Source organism: Nostoc sp., assembly GCF_036917355.1.
Lineage (GTDB): Bacteria > Cyanobacteriota > Cyanobacteriia > Cyanobacteriales > Nostocaceae > Nostoc.
Map to the genome: position 1 here is coordinate 75,350 of NZ_JBALDP010000026.1, position 16,686 is coordinate 92,035.

General features: G+C 41.4%; 14 protein-coding genes. 10 read left to right on the forward strand and 4 right to left on the reverse strand.

Going from position 1 to position 16,686, the window contains the following annotated elements; translation table 11 throughout:
* The 4 genes from V7K53_RS07300 to V7K53_RS07315 all read left to right on the forward strand — a co-directional run bounded on the left by V7K53_RS07300 (nucleotide 1) and on the right by V7K53_RS07315 (nucleotide 5,630).
* The gene (locus V7K53_RS07300; RefSeq protein ID WP_335196926.1) at nucleotides 1-1,182 is read left to right on the forward strand and encodes a glycosyltransferase family 4 protein; all 1,182 of its coding nucleotides are present in this window, start codon (nucleotides 1-3) and stop codon (nucleotides 1,180-1,182) included.
* Nucleotides 1,183-3,018 (forward strand): ABC transporter ATP-binding protein, encoded by a 1,836-nt coding sequence (locus V7K53_RS07305; RefSeq protein WP_335196927.1) that lies wholly within the window; start codon nucleotides 1,183-1,185, stop codon nucleotides 3,016-3,018. It abuts the gene before it with no gap.
* Between the two features lie 104 nt (nucleotides 3,019-3,122).
* Nucleotides 3,123-4,154 carry a phosphotransferase family protein gene (locus V7K53_RS07310; protein WP_335196928.1) on the forward strand — a complete coding sequence of 344 codons (1,032 nt, stop codon included), beginning with the start codon at nucleotides 3,123-3,125 and terminating at the stop codon, nucleotides 4,152-4,154.
* Nucleotides 4,155-4,292: 138 nt separating this feature from the next.
* Nucleotides 4,293-5,630 (forward strand): iron uptake porin, encoded by a 1,338-nt coding sequence (locus V7K53_RS07315; RefSeq protein WP_335196929.1) that lies wholly within the window; start codon nucleotides 4,293-4,295, stop codon nucleotides 5,628-5,630.
* Nucleotides 5,631-5,865: 235 nt separating this feature from the next.
* On the opposite strand, the gene V7K53_RS07320 is transcribed toward V7K53_RS07315, so the two are convergent.
* Nucleotides 5,866-7,137, reverse strand: coding sequence for a WcaI family glycosyltransferase (locus tag V7K53_RS07320; protein WP_335196930.1), 1,272 nt, complete (start codon nucleotides 7,135-7,137; stop codon nucleotides 5,866-5,868).
* Nucleotides 7,138-7,513: 376 nt separating this feature from the next.
* On the opposite strand from V7K53_RS07320, the gene V7K53_RS07325 reads away from it, so the two are divergent.
* From V7K53_RS07325 to V7K53_RS07345, 5 genes are all read left to right on the forward strand, one after another.
* The gene (locus V7K53_RS07325; protein ID WP_335196931.1) at nucleotides 7,514-8,713 is read left to right on the forward strand and encodes a DNA cytosine methyltransferase; all 1,200 of its coding nucleotides are present in this window, start codon (nucleotides 7,514-7,516) and stop codon (nucleotides 8,711-8,713) included.
* Between the two features lie 149 nt (nucleotides 8,714-8,862).
* On the forward strand, nucleotides 8,863-9,543 hold the full coding sequence (gene deoC / locus V7K53_RS07330) for a deoxyribose-phosphate aldolase (RefSeq protein ID WP_292729187.1): 681 nt from the start codon (nucleotides 8,863-8,865) through the stop codon (nucleotides 9,541-9,543).
* A 140-nt stretch (nucleotides 9,544-9,683) separates the two neighbouring features.
* A complete protein-coding gene (gene recO, locus V7K53_RS07335; RefSeq protein ID WP_335196932.1) occupies nucleotides 9,684-10,628 on the forward strand; it encodes a DNA repair protein RecO in 945 nt (314 codons plus the stop codon).
* Nucleotides 10,615-12,267, forward strand: coding sequence for an MFS transporter (locus V7K53_RS07340; RefSeq protein WP_335197022.1), 1,653 nt, complete (start codon nucleotides 10,615-10,617; stop codon nucleotides 12,265-12,267). Before recO ends, V7K53_RS07340 begins: the two co-directional genes overlap by 14 nt.
* A 355-nt stretch (nucleotides 12,268-12,622) precedes the next feature.
* Complete coding sequence (locus V7K53_RS07345; protein WP_335196933.1) at nucleotides 12,623-13,771, forward strand: glycosyltransferase family 4 protein; 1,149 nt, start codon at nucleotides 12,623-12,625, stop codon at nucleotides 13,769-13,771.
* 322 nt (nucleotides 13,772-14,093) lie between these two features.
* On the opposite strand, the gene V7K53_RS07350 is transcribed toward V7K53_RS07345, so the two are convergent.
* Nucleotides 14,094-14,996, reverse strand: a complete 903-nt coding sequence (locus V7K53_RS07350; RefSeq protein WP_335050964.1) for a pentapeptide repeat-containing protein — start codon at nucleotides 14,994-14,996, stop codon at nucleotides 14,094-14,096.
* Nucleotides 14,997-15,086: 90 nt separating this feature from the next.
* Between V7K53_RS07350 and V7K53_RS07355 the strand changes: the two genes are divergently transcribed.
* Nucleotides 15,087-15,530, forward strand: a complete 444-nt coding sequence (locus V7K53_RS07355) for a DUF29 domain-containing protein (protein ID WP_335196934.1) — start codon at nucleotides 15,087-15,089, stop codon at nucleotides 15,528-15,530.
* A 61-nt stretch (nucleotides 15,531-15,591) separates the two neighbouring features.
* On the opposite strand, the gene V7K53_RS07360 is transcribed toward V7K53_RS07355, so the two are convergent.
* Nucleotides 15,592-16,404, reverse strand: a complete 813-nt coding sequence (locus tag V7K53_RS07360) for a peptidase (RefSeq protein WP_335196935.1) — start codon at nucleotides 16,402-16,404, stop codon at nucleotides 15,592-15,594.
* 10 nt (nucleotides 16,405-16,414) lie between these two features.
* Nucleotides 16,415-16,648, reverse strand: coding sequence for a preprotein translocase subunit SecG (gene secG / locus V7K53_RS07365; protein WP_099101249.1), 234 nt, complete (start codon nucleotides 16,646-16,648; stop codon nucleotides 16,415-16,417).
* Between the last annotated feature and the right edge of the window lie 38 nt (nucleotides 16,649-16,686).

The window sequence follows — 16,686 nt, forward strand, 5'->3', positions numbered from 1 at the left end:
GTGCGAATTGCCTATATCTGTGCCGATCCAGGAATTCCTGTATTTGGGCAAAAAGGATGCTCTATTCATGTTCAAGAAGTAATTCGAGCATTGCAACAGCAAAATATCCAAGTTGAATTGTTTGCCACTCGCATTGGTGGAAACCCACCCGCAGATTTAACTAATGTTTCAGTTCATCAACTTCCAGCCATCCCAAAACTGGAACGGGCTGTGCGAGAGCAAGTTGCCTTATCGATTAATCCCGATTTTCCTTTAAATTTGCAGAGGTTTGGCCCATTTGACCTAATTTATGAGCGTTATTCCCTTTGGAGTTATAGCGCAATGGAATTTGCCCAAGCAATGGGAATTCCTGGATTATTAGAGGTCAATTCACCTCTGATTGTAGAACAGACAAAACATCGCGGCTTGATTGATTGTCACAGCGCCCAACAGGTAGCCAACCGGGTTTTTCAAGCTGCTACTGCACTAATTGCTGTTTCAGCCGAAGTGAAAACTTACTTAATGAATTATGTCAAAAGTAGCAAAATTCATGTCATCCCAAATGGTGTAAATCCCGATCGCTTCTCTACTTTTGCTCGTGCATTTTCAACACAATCAGAAACCTTTACAGTGGGATTTGTCGGCACATTGAAACCGTGGCATGGATTGCCAATTCTCACAGCAGCTTTTTCTCAACTGCATCAACAAGTTCCCAATGCCAAACTTTTGATTGTTGGCGATGGCCCTGAACGGGAAAATCTCGAAGCCGAATTATTGGCACGAGGATTACACTCTCATACTAAATTCACCGGAGCGGTGAATCCTAATGAAATTCCGAAATTATTAGTAGCAATGGATGTTGCTGTTGCACCATATCCGGCTGAATCCGACTTTTACTTTTCACCGTTGAAAGTTTATGAATATATGGCGGCTGGTTTGCCAGTAGTTGTTAGTGGTATTGGGCAATTGCTGGAGCTAATTGACACAGGGGTGAATGGGATTCTTTGCCCACCAGGTGATGCGATCGCCTTAGCAGAGGCATTAGAAAAATTGTGGCGATCGCCTCATTTGCGCCATTCTTTGGGGCAAGCGGCGCGGAAAAGGGTCATGGAAAATCACACTTGGGAAGCGATCGCCCAACAGATTTTGCATATAGCTGGATTAAATACTCCGCCTCAATTCCAAGTGGAGGTAAGACGATAAATGGGACGTTCAAAGCCACAGAAAAAAGTTATTCCTGGTTTATGGGGAGTACTACATTATTTCTGGCCTTACATTCAAAAACAGTATGGACTACTTTTAATCGCTGCGATCGCTCTAGTTGCGGATGTCGGACTACGGGTGCTGGAACCTTGGCCCCTGAAGTTTGTCTTTGATTACGTTTTGATTCCAGGCGATCGACCTACCAATATCCCATTAATTGATCGCCTGGAACCAGTTACATTACTGACATTTTCAGCAGTTACAGTCCTTGCCATTACAGGATTACGCGCACTTGCCGCCTATTGGAGTACCGTCGGACTAGCAACAGTAGGTAGCCGAGTCATAACTGAGGTGCGTAATCATCTGTATTGTCATCTTCAAGATTTGTCCTTGTCTTACCACACCAAGGCTCGTAGCGGCGATTTAATTATTCGTGTGAGCAGCGATGCTAGTCGTCTGCAAGAAATTATGATCGCGGCAGCATTACCACTGGTAGTGAGTATTCTGACGCTGTTTGGCATGATTGGCGTGATGTTTTGGATAAATAGCAGCCTCACCCTACTTGCACTACTTACCCTACCGTTGTTTGTATTAGTCACAAATCGGCTGAGTCAGCGAATTCGAGAGTCCTCATTAAAGCAACGGAAACAAGAAGGAGCTGTGGCGGCGACGGCGGCTGAGTCAATTGCTGCGATTAAATTGGTCAAAGCCCTCTCACTGCAAGATGCCTTTGCGCGAGTTTTTTCTCAACAAAATCAGCATAGCCTCAAGGAGAGCGTAAAAACCCAACGCCTCGCGGCTCATCTCGAACGAACCGTTGATGTTGTAATTGCACTAGGAACAGCAATTGTTTTATGGTACGGCTCTTGGCTGGCATTGCGAAATGCTCTAACACCGGGTGATGTGCTGGTGTTTCTCACCTATCTCAAAAATGCCTTTAAGCCGGTTCAGAACTTTGCTAAGTACACCGGAAGACTTGCTAAAGCTGCTGCCTCTGGTGAGCGAATTTTAGATGTATTATCACAGCAACCTGATGTCCGAGATTTGCCGGATGCAATACCGGCTCCAATTTTCCGAGGTGAAGTTTGTTTTGATCGTGTTCACTTTGCCTATGAACCAGGACAAGTTCTGCTCGAAGACATCAATTTAACCATTCAACCAGGGCAGCAAGTAGCGATCGTTGGTACATCAGGTGGTGGTAAATCTACTTTAGTAAGTCTATTATTACGACTTTATGACCCGACGATGGGTAAAGTCATGATTGATGGGCGAGATATCCGCGAGTACACATTAGAATCATTACGCCCACAAATTAGTGTAGTTTTGCAAGACAGTCTTTTATTTGCCGCCACCATTCGAGAAAACATTGCCTACGGTATTGCCGGCGTGTCAGATGCGGAAATTGAAGCAGCCACTCGTCTAGCTAATGCTGATGATTTCATTCAAGCTTTACCCCAAGGATACAACACACTTGTGGGAGAACGAGGCGCAACCCTTTCAGGTGGACAACGCCAACGAATTGCGATCGCCCGTGCTGCTATTCGTCAAGCTCCAATTTTGATTTTAGATGAACCCACAACTGGGCTAGATCAAGGCAACGAGAAAGCGATCGTTGATGCTCTACAACGCCTCTCGCAAAACCGCACCACCTTCTTAATTACTCACGATCTGTATCTTGCAACTCGCGCAGATATAATTCTTTACATAGAAAATGGGCAGGTGCTAGAACAAGGCACTCATCAGGAATTAATGCAACAGAATGGTCACTATACGGCATTGTATCAAATGCAGACTGCAATCCGAACTGAGGAAAAGCCAAATCCTTTGATGGCATAACCCTATGGTGCTGCCTATTTACAAGTTGATTTTCTCACGCAGAAGTGTAGAGAGGATAAAAGTTTTTAGATTTACGCCCAGTTAATATTTAGAGGCGAATAAATATGACTGTTTTCGTCAGCGATCGCTTTAATAGTGTAACTGATCCCAAAATGCCATTTTTGTCAGCAGCGCTTGATCCATTGGAAGTACAACAACGGTTCACTCAGTACTTGCCAATTGTTCAAAATGCTCAACTGCAAAAAATTCAAGTCATTCGCCATAAACCAGGGCGGCGTTGTTTGATTGAATATGAATTGCTGAATAATCACGGGCAAACCATTACCCTAATTGGCAAAATCCGAGCTAAAGGAACAGATTTTAATAGTTATGAATTACAAAAATCCTTGTGGGAAAAAGGATTTGCAGATGATAGCGCTGATGGAATTTCAGTACCGCAACCTGTAGGGATAATCCCCGAATGGCAGATGTGGTTACAGCGAAAAGTTCAAGGAGCGTTCGCCCCTGGCGTTGGCGGAGCCATCGCTACTCAATTCTTAACTCAAACCAATACCAGTTTTCTAGCAAAACGAATTGCTGAAGTTGCTCATAAACTTCACCAAACTAACATTCCTCCTCGCCGTTCTCATACTATGTCTGACGAACTGCGAATCTTGAATGAAAGGATTCCATTGGTGATCCAAGAATATCCAGAATGGAGAGAACGCTTAGAACAAATATTAGCAGCATCTAATCATTTAGGAAAAAATACTTTAGAACAAAAACACTGTGGTATCCATCGAGATTTTTATCCCGATCAAGTGATTATTAATGGTTCTCGTTTGTATCTCATCGACCTTGATTTATATTGTGAAGGTAATCCGGCGATTGATATCGGTAACTTCATTGGTCATATTAAAGAGTACAGCCTTCGCATCCTTGGCAATTCAGAAGCATTACACGATTGGGAAACTGCCCTAACTGAAAGATTTATTCAACTTACAAGCGAGGAATTTAAAACTTCAATTGAATCTTACATTACCTTAACATTGGTACGACATATTCACATCAGCACACAATTATTAGAACGTCGTCCTTTTACAGAAAAATTATTAAATCTATGTGAACAACGTTTGCATATTAGAAATGTATCATGATTTAAACTCTTATTTTCTATAACAATCCCAATCTTTCGTAAAAATATCTCCTTATTCTCTCTACGTTCTCTGCACCTCTGCGGTTCGTCTTGATATTCAAATTCTTATATTCTAATTGCTAATTTTCAGGAGAAAGCATTGTTAGCTTCAACTTATTGGCGACAATTTCGCTTAATTAGTTTAATTATCTCATGCACTTTGAGTACCATAACTCCAGCTATTGCAACACCGATTCCCGATAAACCTAATAACTTTAGTGAATCTAATGCTGATAATCATGCATTAAGTAAAATTACATCTGTTTCAGAATTATCGGCAGAATTAAAAACACTTGAAAAACGAGTTACTTTATTAGAAACCAACGTTGCTGCATTAGAAACGCAACAGTTTTCACCCCATGTTAAGCTTGAGGCACAGGCCATCTTTGCTGTAACTGGATTTGCTGGTGAAAAGAGAGCCAACAGCAGTAAACCAATAAATGAAAATTTAGTATTAAGCGATCGCGTCCGTCTAAGCTTCGTAAGCAGTTTTACTGGAAAAGATAAATTGCAAGTGCGCTTACAAGCAAGGAACACACCAGAATTAGAAGATGTGACTGGAACTCAAATGACAAATTTGGGATTTGATGGTGACGATGACAATGAGATGGAAGTAGATGAGCTAGAGTATAGATTTCCACTAGGTAAAGAAACCCGCATGACTTTGTATGCGTCGGGAGGAGGATTAGGCGACTTTGTTCCTAGTGTCAATCCTCTTTTTAGCGGTAGTGAAGACGGATCGATTTCTACATTTGGGCGAGAAAATCCCATTCGTCGGCAAGGTGGTGGGGCAGGTATCGGTATTTCTCATAATTTCAATGATGCTGTGAATTTGTCATTAGCATATATCAACAACAATGCAGCTAATTCAGAGAAGGGAATTTTTGCTAGCCCTTACGCAGCGATCGCTCAACTAACCCTCGAACCCACTAAAACAACAGAACTCAGCCTTACCTATATTCACTCTCATAACAATTTGAAGACGGGAACAGGAAGCGAATTAACCAGCGATCCATTTAATGATGAGGCAGATGCGATCGTTGCTAATTCATTTGGTGCAGAAGTTGCTTGGCAACTTAGCCCAGTTATTACCCTCGGTGGCCGAGTTGGTTTTATTCATGCAAAAGCAGAAGACTTACCAGCAGATCCCAATGCGTCGATCTTCACATGGGCAGTTCTACTAGCTCTCAGAGATATCGGACGAAAAGGCAGCTTTGCAGGATTTACTGTGGGTCAACCTCCCAAAGTGACTCATAATAGTTTCGGTGATGACTTCAAAGATGAGGATACATCTTTACATCTGGAAGCTTTTTACCACTTTCAAGTCACGGATAATCTGGCCATAACTCCGGGATTATTCGTGATTACGAATCCAGAACATAATCATAGTAATGGCAGCATTTATATTGGTACCATTCGTACAACCTTTACCTACTAAACCCCGTCTATTTAGAAACCTAGAGTTTGATCAGGAGAGTATATTATTCAGTCGTGGCTTGAGTTTTGAGCTTTACCCTAATTCAAAAAACTACGTTTTCAAGGTAGATGCAGTTTAAGTACTAGCCCAGCCTAAACAGGATGCGAAAATCAGGCTGCAACAGCCAGAGTAACTGGAGCAGAATCGGTAGGGTTTTAAGCTTAGCATTTTGTGTAATCAACCCCACTGCTGTAAATTAAACTTCTTGTTTCGTAACTCTTGTGGACTGAATTGATCCACGTTCTGCCGTCAATGAGTAACACAAGGATTCATACTGATTTAAAGCTTGCTCAAAAGCATAGTTTTCAACGGCATATTTGCGACTTTTATAACCTAGAGTTTTGACTTTTTCGGGGTTTTGGTACAAATCTAAAATTGCCATCGCTAAAGCTTGGGGATCTTCTGGAGGAACGATAACTCCGCCGCCACTTTGTCTAATGGCTCTTGCTGCCGTACCATTGTCGGGGACTGAGGCAACTAAGGCCCCTCCACTAGCAAGTAGCACTTGAATTTTTGAGGGCATATTGAAGGATACAACATTTTTCTTTTGCACCACTAAACCAATATCCGCCGCTGCTAACATTTGTGGCAAATCTTTGCGGGGTTGAAATGGCAGTAACAACACATTATCTGCGCCGCAGTCTAGACATTCCTGTTGCAATCGCTGTAAACCTTTTGCCTCTCCGACGATGACAAAGACAATATCTGGGATATGGCGCAATACAGAAGCAGCTTTGATGACGCTTTCTAAACCTTGAGTTAAGGCGATGTTACCAGAATAAAGTACTACAAATTTGCCGTCTAGATTATGTGCTGTGCGGAAAGGGTTATCCTCTTTAGGCAAAGGGCGGATAAAATTTACATCAACCCAGTTGGGAATTTGCACAATTTTCTCAGCTTCTACGCCCTTAGCTCGCAAATTGTCCACAAACCCATCGGCGATGACGCTAATTTTACTGGCACTGCTATAGGCAAATTTTTCCAATAATGTAAACAACCGGATAAGTAATTTATTTTTCAGTAGACCGACATGGACGGCTGCTTCTGGTAATATATCTTGTAGATTTAAAATCACAGGACAAGCACGTAACCATCCTAAAAGAGCAACTGGTACACAGCTTGGCAAGGATGGTGACGTTGAGAGAATCACATCTGGGCGCCAACCGATAAGGGCGGGTACAAAGCTAGTGACGACGAAACTAGCATCTAATAACACCCTATCTAATAGGTTGGGTTGTGGACGAATCCAAACGTAACTGCGTTGAATTTGAACACCATTTTTGTATTCGTTGACATACCATTTACCCCGATATTCCTGGTAAATTTGCCGCTCAGGGTAATTGGGCATAGCGGTGACTACACGCACTTCATGCCCACGTTTCACTAGTCCCTCTGCTAATTCAGTCATTAGTGGGGCAATACCAATCGGTTCTGGATAGTAGTTGTAGGAGTAAATTAAAATCCGCATAAAAATTTAGTCCGAAGTACCCCGGTTTTTTATTTAGTGACAAATATTTGTCTGAAATATCATTTGGGCTTGGAAAACCCTATATTTAATTGTGACTCCAGACTGTTTTTCTGTCAGGTATTTTCCTTAAAGATTGAGTAAACTTTGAGATGTAATACTTAGGGAAACTATAAAATTTTTTTACTATTTAAGCAGTTTTTCAATTGTTATTTTTTGATTGGTACTTACGTAGAAGCCCTAAGTATATTAGGTTTTACCAACTCTTCAAACCAAATTGGGATAGTTAGTATTAACTCTCTCTATAAGTTACGCACATAACCCATTTTCCTAGAATCTGAATATTAATAAGATTTTTTGATCGTACTAGTGTAATTCAATGAGCGATCGCCCTTGTATTTTTTCCTTTTTTGCTGGTTCCGGTTTGCTAGATTTAGGTTTTGAAACCAGCGGTTTTAATATTGTTTATGTCAATGAAATCTTCGCCCCATTCATTGCCGCCTATCGCCATTCACGGGAAGTTCTGAAAATGCGATCGCCTGAATATGGATATCATCACGGTGAAGCAGCAGATGTAACAAAACTTATTGTCGGAAAAGAAGCACAACACCTTCAAGAATTAGTCAAAGACTGCCGCAAATCTCATAATATAATTGGTTTCATCGGTGGGCCTCCCTGCCCTGATTTTTCTATTGGTGGAAAAAATAGAGGCAGTGTAGGAGATAATGGTAAACTTTCCGCTGCATATATAGAATTAATTTGCCGCAATCTTCCAGATTTCTTTTTATTTGAGAACGTTAAGGGTTTATGGAAGACAACAAAACACCGTTTCTTTTTTGAATCGCTCAAGCAACAATTACATGGAGCAGGCTATATATTAACAGAGCGGTTAATTAATGCTATCGAATATGGTGTACCCCAAGATAGAGAAAGAATTATTCTAATTGGCTTCAAAAATAATTTTCTTCAGGACATAGGGATCAAAATCGGTAGTAAAAAGTTACTACATGAGGGATCTTTCCCTTGGAAAAATCATATTTTATATCCTCACGAAAAAGTTTTTGCTTACCCCTGGCGTCAGTGTGAACCATTCCAAGAAAATTCTTTAATACCTTGTCCTCATGACATCCCCGAAGAATTAACAGTTGAATACTGGTTTAGAAAAAATAACGTTCTGAAACATCCCAATGCTGAAAACTGTTTTCAACCAAGAGCAGGTATCACAAGATTTGCTGCTATTGATGAAGGAGATGATTCTAAAAAATCTTTCAAACGTCTGCATAGATGGCGTTACTCTCCGACAGCTTGTTATGGAAATAATGAAGTACATTTACATCCTTACAAAATCCGGCGGATTTCTGTAGCAGAAGCTTTAGCTATCCAATCTTTGCCTGCAAGTTTTGTACTTCCAGAAAGTATGTCACTCACTAATATGTTTAAAACTATTGGTAATGGTGTCCCATATTTAGCATCGCAGGCATTGGCCCAAACTATTATTAATTTCTTAGGAAATAGTGTAAAAAACACTCTTGATATTCCTAGTATTACTACTACTTCGCGTCAACTTAAATACTTGTAGTAATTCCGGGATATCTGTAAAGCCCATATTAAAGACAATTCAGCAGCTTGTTTTCAGAATAAACTCGTAATAAATGTGGTTTAATATATATATAAGAAATGTTTTAATTTTTTATAAAGTTTAATAATCAATCACTGGCAGAAGACACGATGGCAGCAGACTATCCAGACATTGATATTGCGCCATTCATCGATCACTCCCTGTTAATGCCAACAGCTACTCCAGAGCAGGTTGAGCAATGGTGTGAAGAAGCATATAGATTCAACTTTGCGGCGGTTTGTCTGTTCCCCGCGAATGTTAAGCAAGCAGTAGAACTCCTCCACGGTAAAAACCCCAAAGTCTGTACGGTTATTGGTTTTCCTTCTGGTGCAACGACTTCAGCCGTGAAATTGTACGAAGCTCAAGAAGCAGCGGATAGTGGGGCCACTGAGTTGGATGTGGTTATGAACTTGGGCTGGTTGAAAGCTGGCAAAACTGAAGAAGTCCACCGGGAGATTGCCGAAATTTGCGAAGAGACTGGGCAAACGGTCAAGGTAATTTTAGAAACTAACCTGTTGACAGATGCAGAGAAAAAAATAGCTGCTGAAATAGCTATGGAGGCAGGAGCAGCATTCTTGAAAACTAGTACAGGTTGGAATGGTGGTGCAACTGTGGCAGATGTACGACTTTTGCAGGAATTGGCAAAAGAAAGGGTGGGAATTAAGGCTTCAGGTGGTATCCACACTATCAATCAAGCCCTAGACTTAATCGTAGCGGGTGCTACTAGATTAGGCACATCTCGCGGTATGGATTTGATCCGTCAGCGCGATAACCTGGGAAAGGGTGAATAGTCATTTGTCCTTTGTCATTTGTCCTACCCTGCGGGAAGCCGCAGAAGCGTCTATGTCATTTGTCCTAATCTAATGACCCTTGCTCAATGACTAATGGCTAAATAACTTACTAATGACTAGTGACTAATGACTAATGAGTAATGAGTAGAACCTACAAAGCAACTGGTATTAATCTTAAAACCCAGGCGCTAGGAGAATCGGATAAAATAGTGACGATTTTGACACGAGAATTCGGTCTAATTCGAGCCGTGGCTCCAGGGTCGCGTAAGCACAACTCCAGCCTGGGCGGTAGGAGTGGGATGTTCGTTGTGAATGAACTATTGATTGCCAAAGGGCGATCGCTTGATAAAATTACTCAAGCACAGACATTAAAAACTTATCCTGGTTTAGCTAAAGATTTGGGAAAACTGGCTGCCAGTCAATATTTAGCAGAAATAGTTCTGTGTGAAGCTTTGAGCGAACAACCGCAAGAAGAACTTTATGATTTGTTCAATGAACATCTCCATCGCTTAGAGGGGGTGTCTAGTGTAAATCCATCTGGTGTTTTAGCTCATCTGGCTCATGGTGTATTTCACCTTTTAGCCTTAGCAGGACTGACGCCACAAGTGCAAATCTGTTGTTTATCTCAACGTTCCCTTAAGCCAGACTTCACAGACCCCAACTGGCAGGTAGGATTTAGCATCCCTGCGGGTGGAACGGTTTCCTTAGAAGCTAGGGAACGCTTACGAAAACAGGAGAGTATGAGGGCACAGGAGTACAGGAGCACAGGAGCACAGGAGCAGGGGGAGATTAATGACCAATACCCTATGCGCAATGCCCCATCTGCAATGCCCAATGCCCAAACAATTGTTGTGCATCGGCAAGAAATACCTGTGATTTCTTGCCATCTAAGCGCTATGGAACTGACTTTGCTTCAACATCTGTCACAACCAGAGATAATGCAAATTGATGGTGCTAGAGATCATGACTGGTTATCTGTTGAGCAGATTTTGCGCCAGTATGCTCAGTATCAATTAGGTCGCCCTATTCGCTCTGCTACCTTGATCGACTCTTATTTTGCTGCCAACCATGATGCAACCGTCTGATTTAGATAAAAAAATCCTGCCTTTGTCACCTAGCCTCGCCAAAAAACAGAATAGGATATCAGATCCTACAGTCAGGAATCACTTGAGTGCTGTTCCCAAGTGTACACCTAGTCAAATAAATGGCCAAGAAATGTCCCCAAAAGACGTTTCTCAAAACGATCAAAGTTGGACAGAGAAGATCCCAAAAACTGATCTTCCAAGCCAATCAGAAACACAATCAGAGGACAAATTAACCACTGCTGAGGTAGATAGCAATGGCGCTTGCAATGTGCATAATTTGCCAGTAGCCACTATTCCAGAAAAAGAATTACCAAAATTAGATGGGTCTGGTTCAGGTGGAGAAGCTATTGCAGGGAATGTAAAACAGCTAGGATTTTTACCTGTATTAAAAAATCCTAATTTCTTGGCTCTTTGGGGCGGTCAAGTTTTCTCTCAACTGGCAGATAAAGTTTATTTGGTCTTGATGATTGCCTTGATTAATACTCAATTTCAAGGAAGTAATCAGAGTATTAGTGGTTGGGTATCAGTCTTAATGATGGCTTTTACTATTCCAGCCGTATTGTTTGGTTCCGTTGCTGGCGTATTTGTCGATCGCTGGTCGAAAAAGGCTGTACTGGTAGCAACGAATATTTGGCGCGGCATCCTAGTTTTGTCAATTCCCTTCCTGCTGTGGTTGACTCATGATTGGAAACCCATAGGAGTGCTGCCAGTTGGTTTTATAATCATTCTGGGTGTGACTTTTTTAGTTTCGACTCTGACGCAGTTTTTTGCCCCAGCAGAACAGGCGGCAATTCCCCTAATAGTTGAAGAACAGCATTTACTCTCGGCTAATTCGCTTTATACAACAACGATGATGGCATCGGTGATTATTGGGTTTGCGGTTGGAGAACCGTTGTTAGCGATCGCAGATGGACTTTGGTCGCAAATTGGTGGTAGCGGTAGTTTGGGCAAAGAACTTTTAGTAGGTGGTAGTTATGCGATCGCTGGACTAGTTTTGTTCCTTCTGGCAACTAAGGAAAAACACCACCACCCCGATACAGAATTCCCTCACGTATTTTCTGACTTACGAGACGGTTTTGCCTATCTCAAAGCAAATCATCGTGTCCGCAATGCTTTGCTTCAACTGATTATCTTGTTTTCTGTCTTTGCAGCATTAACTGTTCTAGCCGTTCGGATGGCAGAAATAATTCCCAACATGAAAGCTTCCCAGTTCGGCTTTTTACTAGCAGCTGGTGGTGTTGGCATCGCTGGTGGGGCAACAATTCTCGGTCAATTTGGTCAACGCTTCTCCTATACTCAGCTAAGTCTGTGTGGTTGTATGGGTATGGCAGCATCCCTAATTGGTCTATCAGTATTTACAACTCAACTGTGGCTAGTCTTGTTACTGGTGGCGCTATTAGGTATCTTTGGGGCGCTAGTGGGAATTCCTATGCAAACAGCAATCCAAACAGAAACACCTCCAGAAATGCGTGGTAAAGTTTTTGGCTTGCAGAACAATGTAATTAATATTGCCCTCTCCTTACCTTTAGCATTAGCTGGTGTCGCAGAAACCTTTCTGGGATTACAGGTAGTTTTTTTGGGATTAGCTGCGATCGTCTTTTCAGGAGGTATATTAACCTGGTATAACTCGCACAAGTAGTTATCAGCTAACAGGAGTTATTATTCATTACCTTGAGGTAATTAATATTTACTTAAAGCTTTTGCATTCATGGTAAACTGTGGTCAGTGAAAATTTATCACATACTTGCCGGATATGAATCTGACATTAGTCGGAATAAGTTGTTGAAATATCAGAAATTAACAACTTATAACTAAAATAAATAAAGCCATCAATCCACTGGTTTAATCAGCTGACAATAAGCTTTTTAAACTAGTAGAAAGTTTTGGGAATTTTTAATAAATTAAAAAACCAGCAAGTATAGCTAGATAAAAGGAAAATCACAAAGGACACTAAGTAATAGATTAAACCCGCTTTTCTTACAGCTAAATAAAGAATGCGTATAGCCTGGATTGGAAAAAAATCACCCTTTTGCGGCAATGTTACCTACAGTCGAGAAATTACAAATGCCTTGTTAGATAGGGGACATCAAGTTAGCTTTCTTCACTTCGCCCAGGAAGAGTCTGAACCTGATAATTGGCCAAATCTTCAAGAGGTTTCCCTACCTTTCATTTACAAGTCCCAGGTTTACACAATTCCCACTTTTAAAGCCACCAAAGTTTTAACCGATTCACTGCGGGAAATCAAACCAGATGTAGTCCATGCTTCCTTGACTTTATCTCCTCTAGACTTTTTTCTACCAGAAATCTGTGAGGAACTGAGGTTGCCCTTAGTTGCCACTTTTCACACACCATTTGCTGGCAAGGGGGCAAAGCTGGTATCGGGAACACAACTTTTGGCTTATCAGCTCTACGCGCCTTTTTTAGTTAACTACGATCGCGTGATTGTATTTTCCCAAATTCAGCGAGAATTATTGGCAGGGATGGGCGTAAGAGAAGAAAATATTGCCGTAATTCCCAACGGTGTTGATACCGCCAAGTATTCTCCAGGATTTTCTCAAATAAAAGCAGAATTAAAAGCCGAACGCTTGTTTGTCTATCAGGGTCGCATAGCGCCAGAGAAAAATGTTGAAGCTCTCCTCCGGGCTTGGAAGCAGTCGGCAATGGCGCCTGGTAGTAAGTTACTAATTGTTGGCGACGGCCCTTTAAAGTCTTCCTTAGAGCCGTTTTTTGGTTCAGAATACGGCATTATCTGGTTGGGATTTGTCGCTGATGAAGACCGACGCATCGAAATTTTGCGGGGCGCAGATGTATTTGTTTTGCCTTCATTGGTAGAGGGTTTGTCCTTATCTCTGTTAGAAGGAATGTCGTGTGGGTTGGCTTGTTTAGCAACAGATGTGGGTGCAGATGGAGAAGTATTGGAAAAGGGTGCAGGTGTAGTTATTAGTACCAAAACAGCGCGATCGCAATTGAGAACGCTCTTACCAGTATTGCAAGACCATCCAGAGTTAACAACCCTACTGGGTCAAAAAGCAAGACAGCGTGTATTAGACCGCTATACCCTTAGTAAAAATATTAGTCTGCTGGAAGAACTGTATAAAGGAGTTTTAGCGCAGCGACCTCTACCACTCAGTCGTAGAGCGTAAGGAAAGGGAGGAAGTGCGATGCCTACGCCTACGCATTTTTATGCTTATCAGTGTTCTCCAGATGCATTAGGTGCAGTTTAGCTTTTCTTCATCAGTCTTATATTAGGTGCTAGGTTTTAACCTTGCTCTAATAATCATCACAGGACAGTGGCGAAATCCCGATATTTGGCGATTAGAACTTGAAAATATTTTTAATGCTCAGGCAACAGGCGGTGATAGTTTTAACTTCTTATCTAATATTGGTAATGAAAATATTAGGAATGCTTTGAAAGGACGGCCCGCTACAGCATCTCTTCTAGCCAGTGAAGAAGATATATCTGTTTTAATAGAGACTTCTTCGGCGTTCACCACCAATGGAACAGCGTTCAACAACAACTTCCCCATTGGGACAAATAGTATTCCACAATCTGGCATCCAAGAGCCAAGCGTCCTCCCATATAGCATCAGTCATATCGGCACCACTCAAGTCAACAGCGACCATATCAGCACCATTCAAGTCAGCACCTCTCAAGTTGGTGTCCCTCAAGTCAGCATGGTTCATTTCAGCACCAGCGAGATTGGCATCACTCAAGTTGGCACCCCAGAAATTGAGCTTATTCAAGCTAGCCTCTTCCAAGTTAGCACCCCTCAAGTTAGCGTGACTCAAGATAGCTCGACTCAATGCAATGCCGCGCAAATCAGCTCCTTCGAGGTTGGCGCGATGGATAACTACGCCGAAAAACTTTCTCTCCCCATTGGCATAACGTTGGAGCAATTCCTCAACCTTAATTACCCTGCTGGGATCGCTATAAATACTCCCATCTTGCATAGTGGTATTACAGAAAAGGGTTCCTTCTTGAATAATGGAACTCCAGTTAGCCCCCAGCAAGTTGGCATCAGTCAGGTTGGCGCGACTCAGATCAACTCCAGTCATATCAGCACCTCTCAAGTCAGCAAAACTGAGGTCAGTTTCAGCCAAATTAGCATTCCTCAAATTAGCACCACTCAAGTTAGTTCGCCTCAAGTTGGCGTACTTGATGTCGGTTCCTTCCAAACAGGCGTTACTCAAGTCGGCTCCACTGAAATCAATACGATATCTAGTGATTCCACTCAGATTCGCACCTTTGAGTATGGCATCCCTAAAGATGGGTACTCTGTAATGGAAATTCATAACTCTTCTCAAATCAACACCGCTAAAGTCCCGCTCTCCAGCATCATATCGCTGGAAAAATTCTTCGCTTTCCATAATTTAATTCTCGTATCAAGCAACACATATAAAATACATTGTATATACAACGCTAGAATGACTTAATGGAATAAATAATAAAATTAAAAAATGACTACAATTATTGACCTAAAAACATTATATGAATCCAATTACCTGCAATGGTTAGAGGAGACTATTAAATGTCTCAGAGCTAGGCAATTAGCAGAAGTTGACTATGAAAACTTAATAGAAGAACTGGAAGATTTGGCTAAAAACGAGAAAAGGCGAGTAAAAAGTCTGTTAGAACAGATTATTAGACATTTATTACTTTATCAATATTGGGATTTAGAAAAGCCAAAAAATGCTAATCATTGGGCAGCGGAAATTATTAGTTTTCGGAACCAACTAAATGAAGATTTAAGTGTCAATTTACGCAATCATTTAGAGGAGAATCTCAGCATAATTTATAGCAATGCCTTAGATTATGTTAAAGCTAAAACAAATTTAACCAATTCACCTAAATTATGTGCTTATACCTTAGAGAAAATTTTGGATAAAAATTGGTTGCCTTAATCTTAAATTTTGATTTTTTACATAAAACATATTCATATTTTAACTCAGCAACACCATAAAATTAAGTCGCTGAATTATCCACTAAAGACCATCCCAAAGTAGTTGGCTGTTCATAAACCCGCTTTAGAGTATTTACATCTCTGGGAGAAATAGGCGAGGGGTTACGAACTTGGGAAAAATATAAGGCATCAGTTTGTAGCGGACTATGACCCCAAATTCCCAGTGCATGGCCAAATTCGTGGCGGCTAGCTGCAATGAGATACTCACCTGTTTGACTGGGGCTTAATAAGATGGTGAAGCGGTGGGATAAAACTTTGTTGCTGGTGTATAACTCGTAAGTAGTTTGTGCCGATCGCGCACGGGTTATATTACTACCAGGGGAAATTTGTAAAGGTGGCGCTTTTCGTACAATCGTAATATCAGCAATTTCTGGCTGTTCGACTACTGTTAAAGGTAAATAAGTACTCCACTCCTGTACACCTTGTAATACAGCGTTAACCCATGCTTGAGCTTGTTTTTCGTTAACGGCTTTTGGTAGTTCTATGTAAACTCTAATAGGAAATTGCGACCAGACTAAATAACCTACTTGGGTTGTTGTGACTTGGGAAAAGTAGTCACCACTGTTTGTGCTATCTTGCCACTGTGCAAGTGTGGGCGGTAAGGGATGGGGTTTTGAAGAAGATGAGATGGGGAGAGAAATTATTAAGTCTGAATATGCAGATTTTGGTTTTATTGTAAAACCATGACTCGACTGGAAATTAGTAAAAACGATTAACAGCCCAGTGCCAATAAAAAAGGCAAGAGCTGTAATAAACCGTCGTGAAATTAAATTTATTATGGTGTTAAGTATCGGGTGTTGGGTTTTTTTCCCCATTGACCTATCCTTATTTAGGCAGCCAACCAGCACTTAAAACTACTGTTAAACCGAGAAAAACTACTGTCAATGCCCAAGTAATTCGGTTCAAGGTGTTTTCTGCGCTCTTGGTGCTGCTAAATAGCTGGGCTTGTCCCCCAATGGCCCCAACGCCATCACCTTTAGGGCTATGCAGTAAAACTAAGATAATCAAACCAGTGGCGGAAAATGCCCAAATGCCTTGCACGATATTACTAACTGTCATGGTAGGAATGTCATTTATAAAAAGTTTCAAAAAACAGA

Coding starts and splice junctions, on each gene's coding strand:
- V7K53_RS07345 (WP_335196933.1), top strand. CDS start 12,623: ATGCGTATAGCCTGGATTGGAAAAAAATCACCCTTTTGCGGCAATGTT.
- V7K53_RS07355 (WP_335196934.1), top strand. CDS start 15,087: ATGACTACAATTATTGACCTAAAAACATTATATGAATCCAATTACCTG.
- secG (WP_099101249.1), bottom strand. CDS start 16,648: ATGACAGTTAGTAATATCGTGCAAGGCATTTGGGCATTTTCCGCCACT.
- recO (WP_335196932.1), top strand. CDS start 9,684: ATGAGTAGAACCTACAAAGCAACTGGTATTAATCTTAAAACCCAGGCG.
- V7K53_RS07340 (WP_335197022.1), top strand. CDS start 10,615: ATGCAACCGTCTGATTTAGATAAAAAAATCCTGCCTTTGTCACCTAGC.
- deoC (WP_292729187.1), top strand. CDS start 8,863: ATGGCAGCAGACTATCCAGACATTGATATTGCGCCATTCATCGATCAC.
- V7K53_RS07360 (WP_335196935.1), bottom strand. CDS start 16,404: ATGGGGAAAAAAACCCAACACCCGATACTTAACACCATAATAAATTTA.
- V7K53_RS07350 (WP_335050964.1), bottom strand. CDS start 14,996: ATGGAAAGCGAAGAATTTTTCCAGCGATATGATGCTGGAGAGCGGGAC.
- V7K53_RS07305 (WP_335196927.1), top strand. CDS start 1,183: ATGGGACGTTCAAAGCCACAGAAAAAAGTTATTCCTGGTTTATGGGGA.
- V7K53_RS07320 (WP_335196930.1), bottom strand. CDS start 7,137: ATGCGGATTTTAATTTACTCCTACAACTACTATCCAGAACCGATTGGT.
- V7K53_RS07310 (WP_335196928.1), top strand. CDS start 3,123: ATGACTGTTTTCGTCAGCGATCGCTTTAATAGTGTAACTGATCCCAAA.
- V7K53_RS07325 (WP_335196931.1), top strand. CDS start 7,514: ATGAGCGATCGCCCTTGTATTTTTTCCTTTTTTGCTGGTTCCGGTTTG.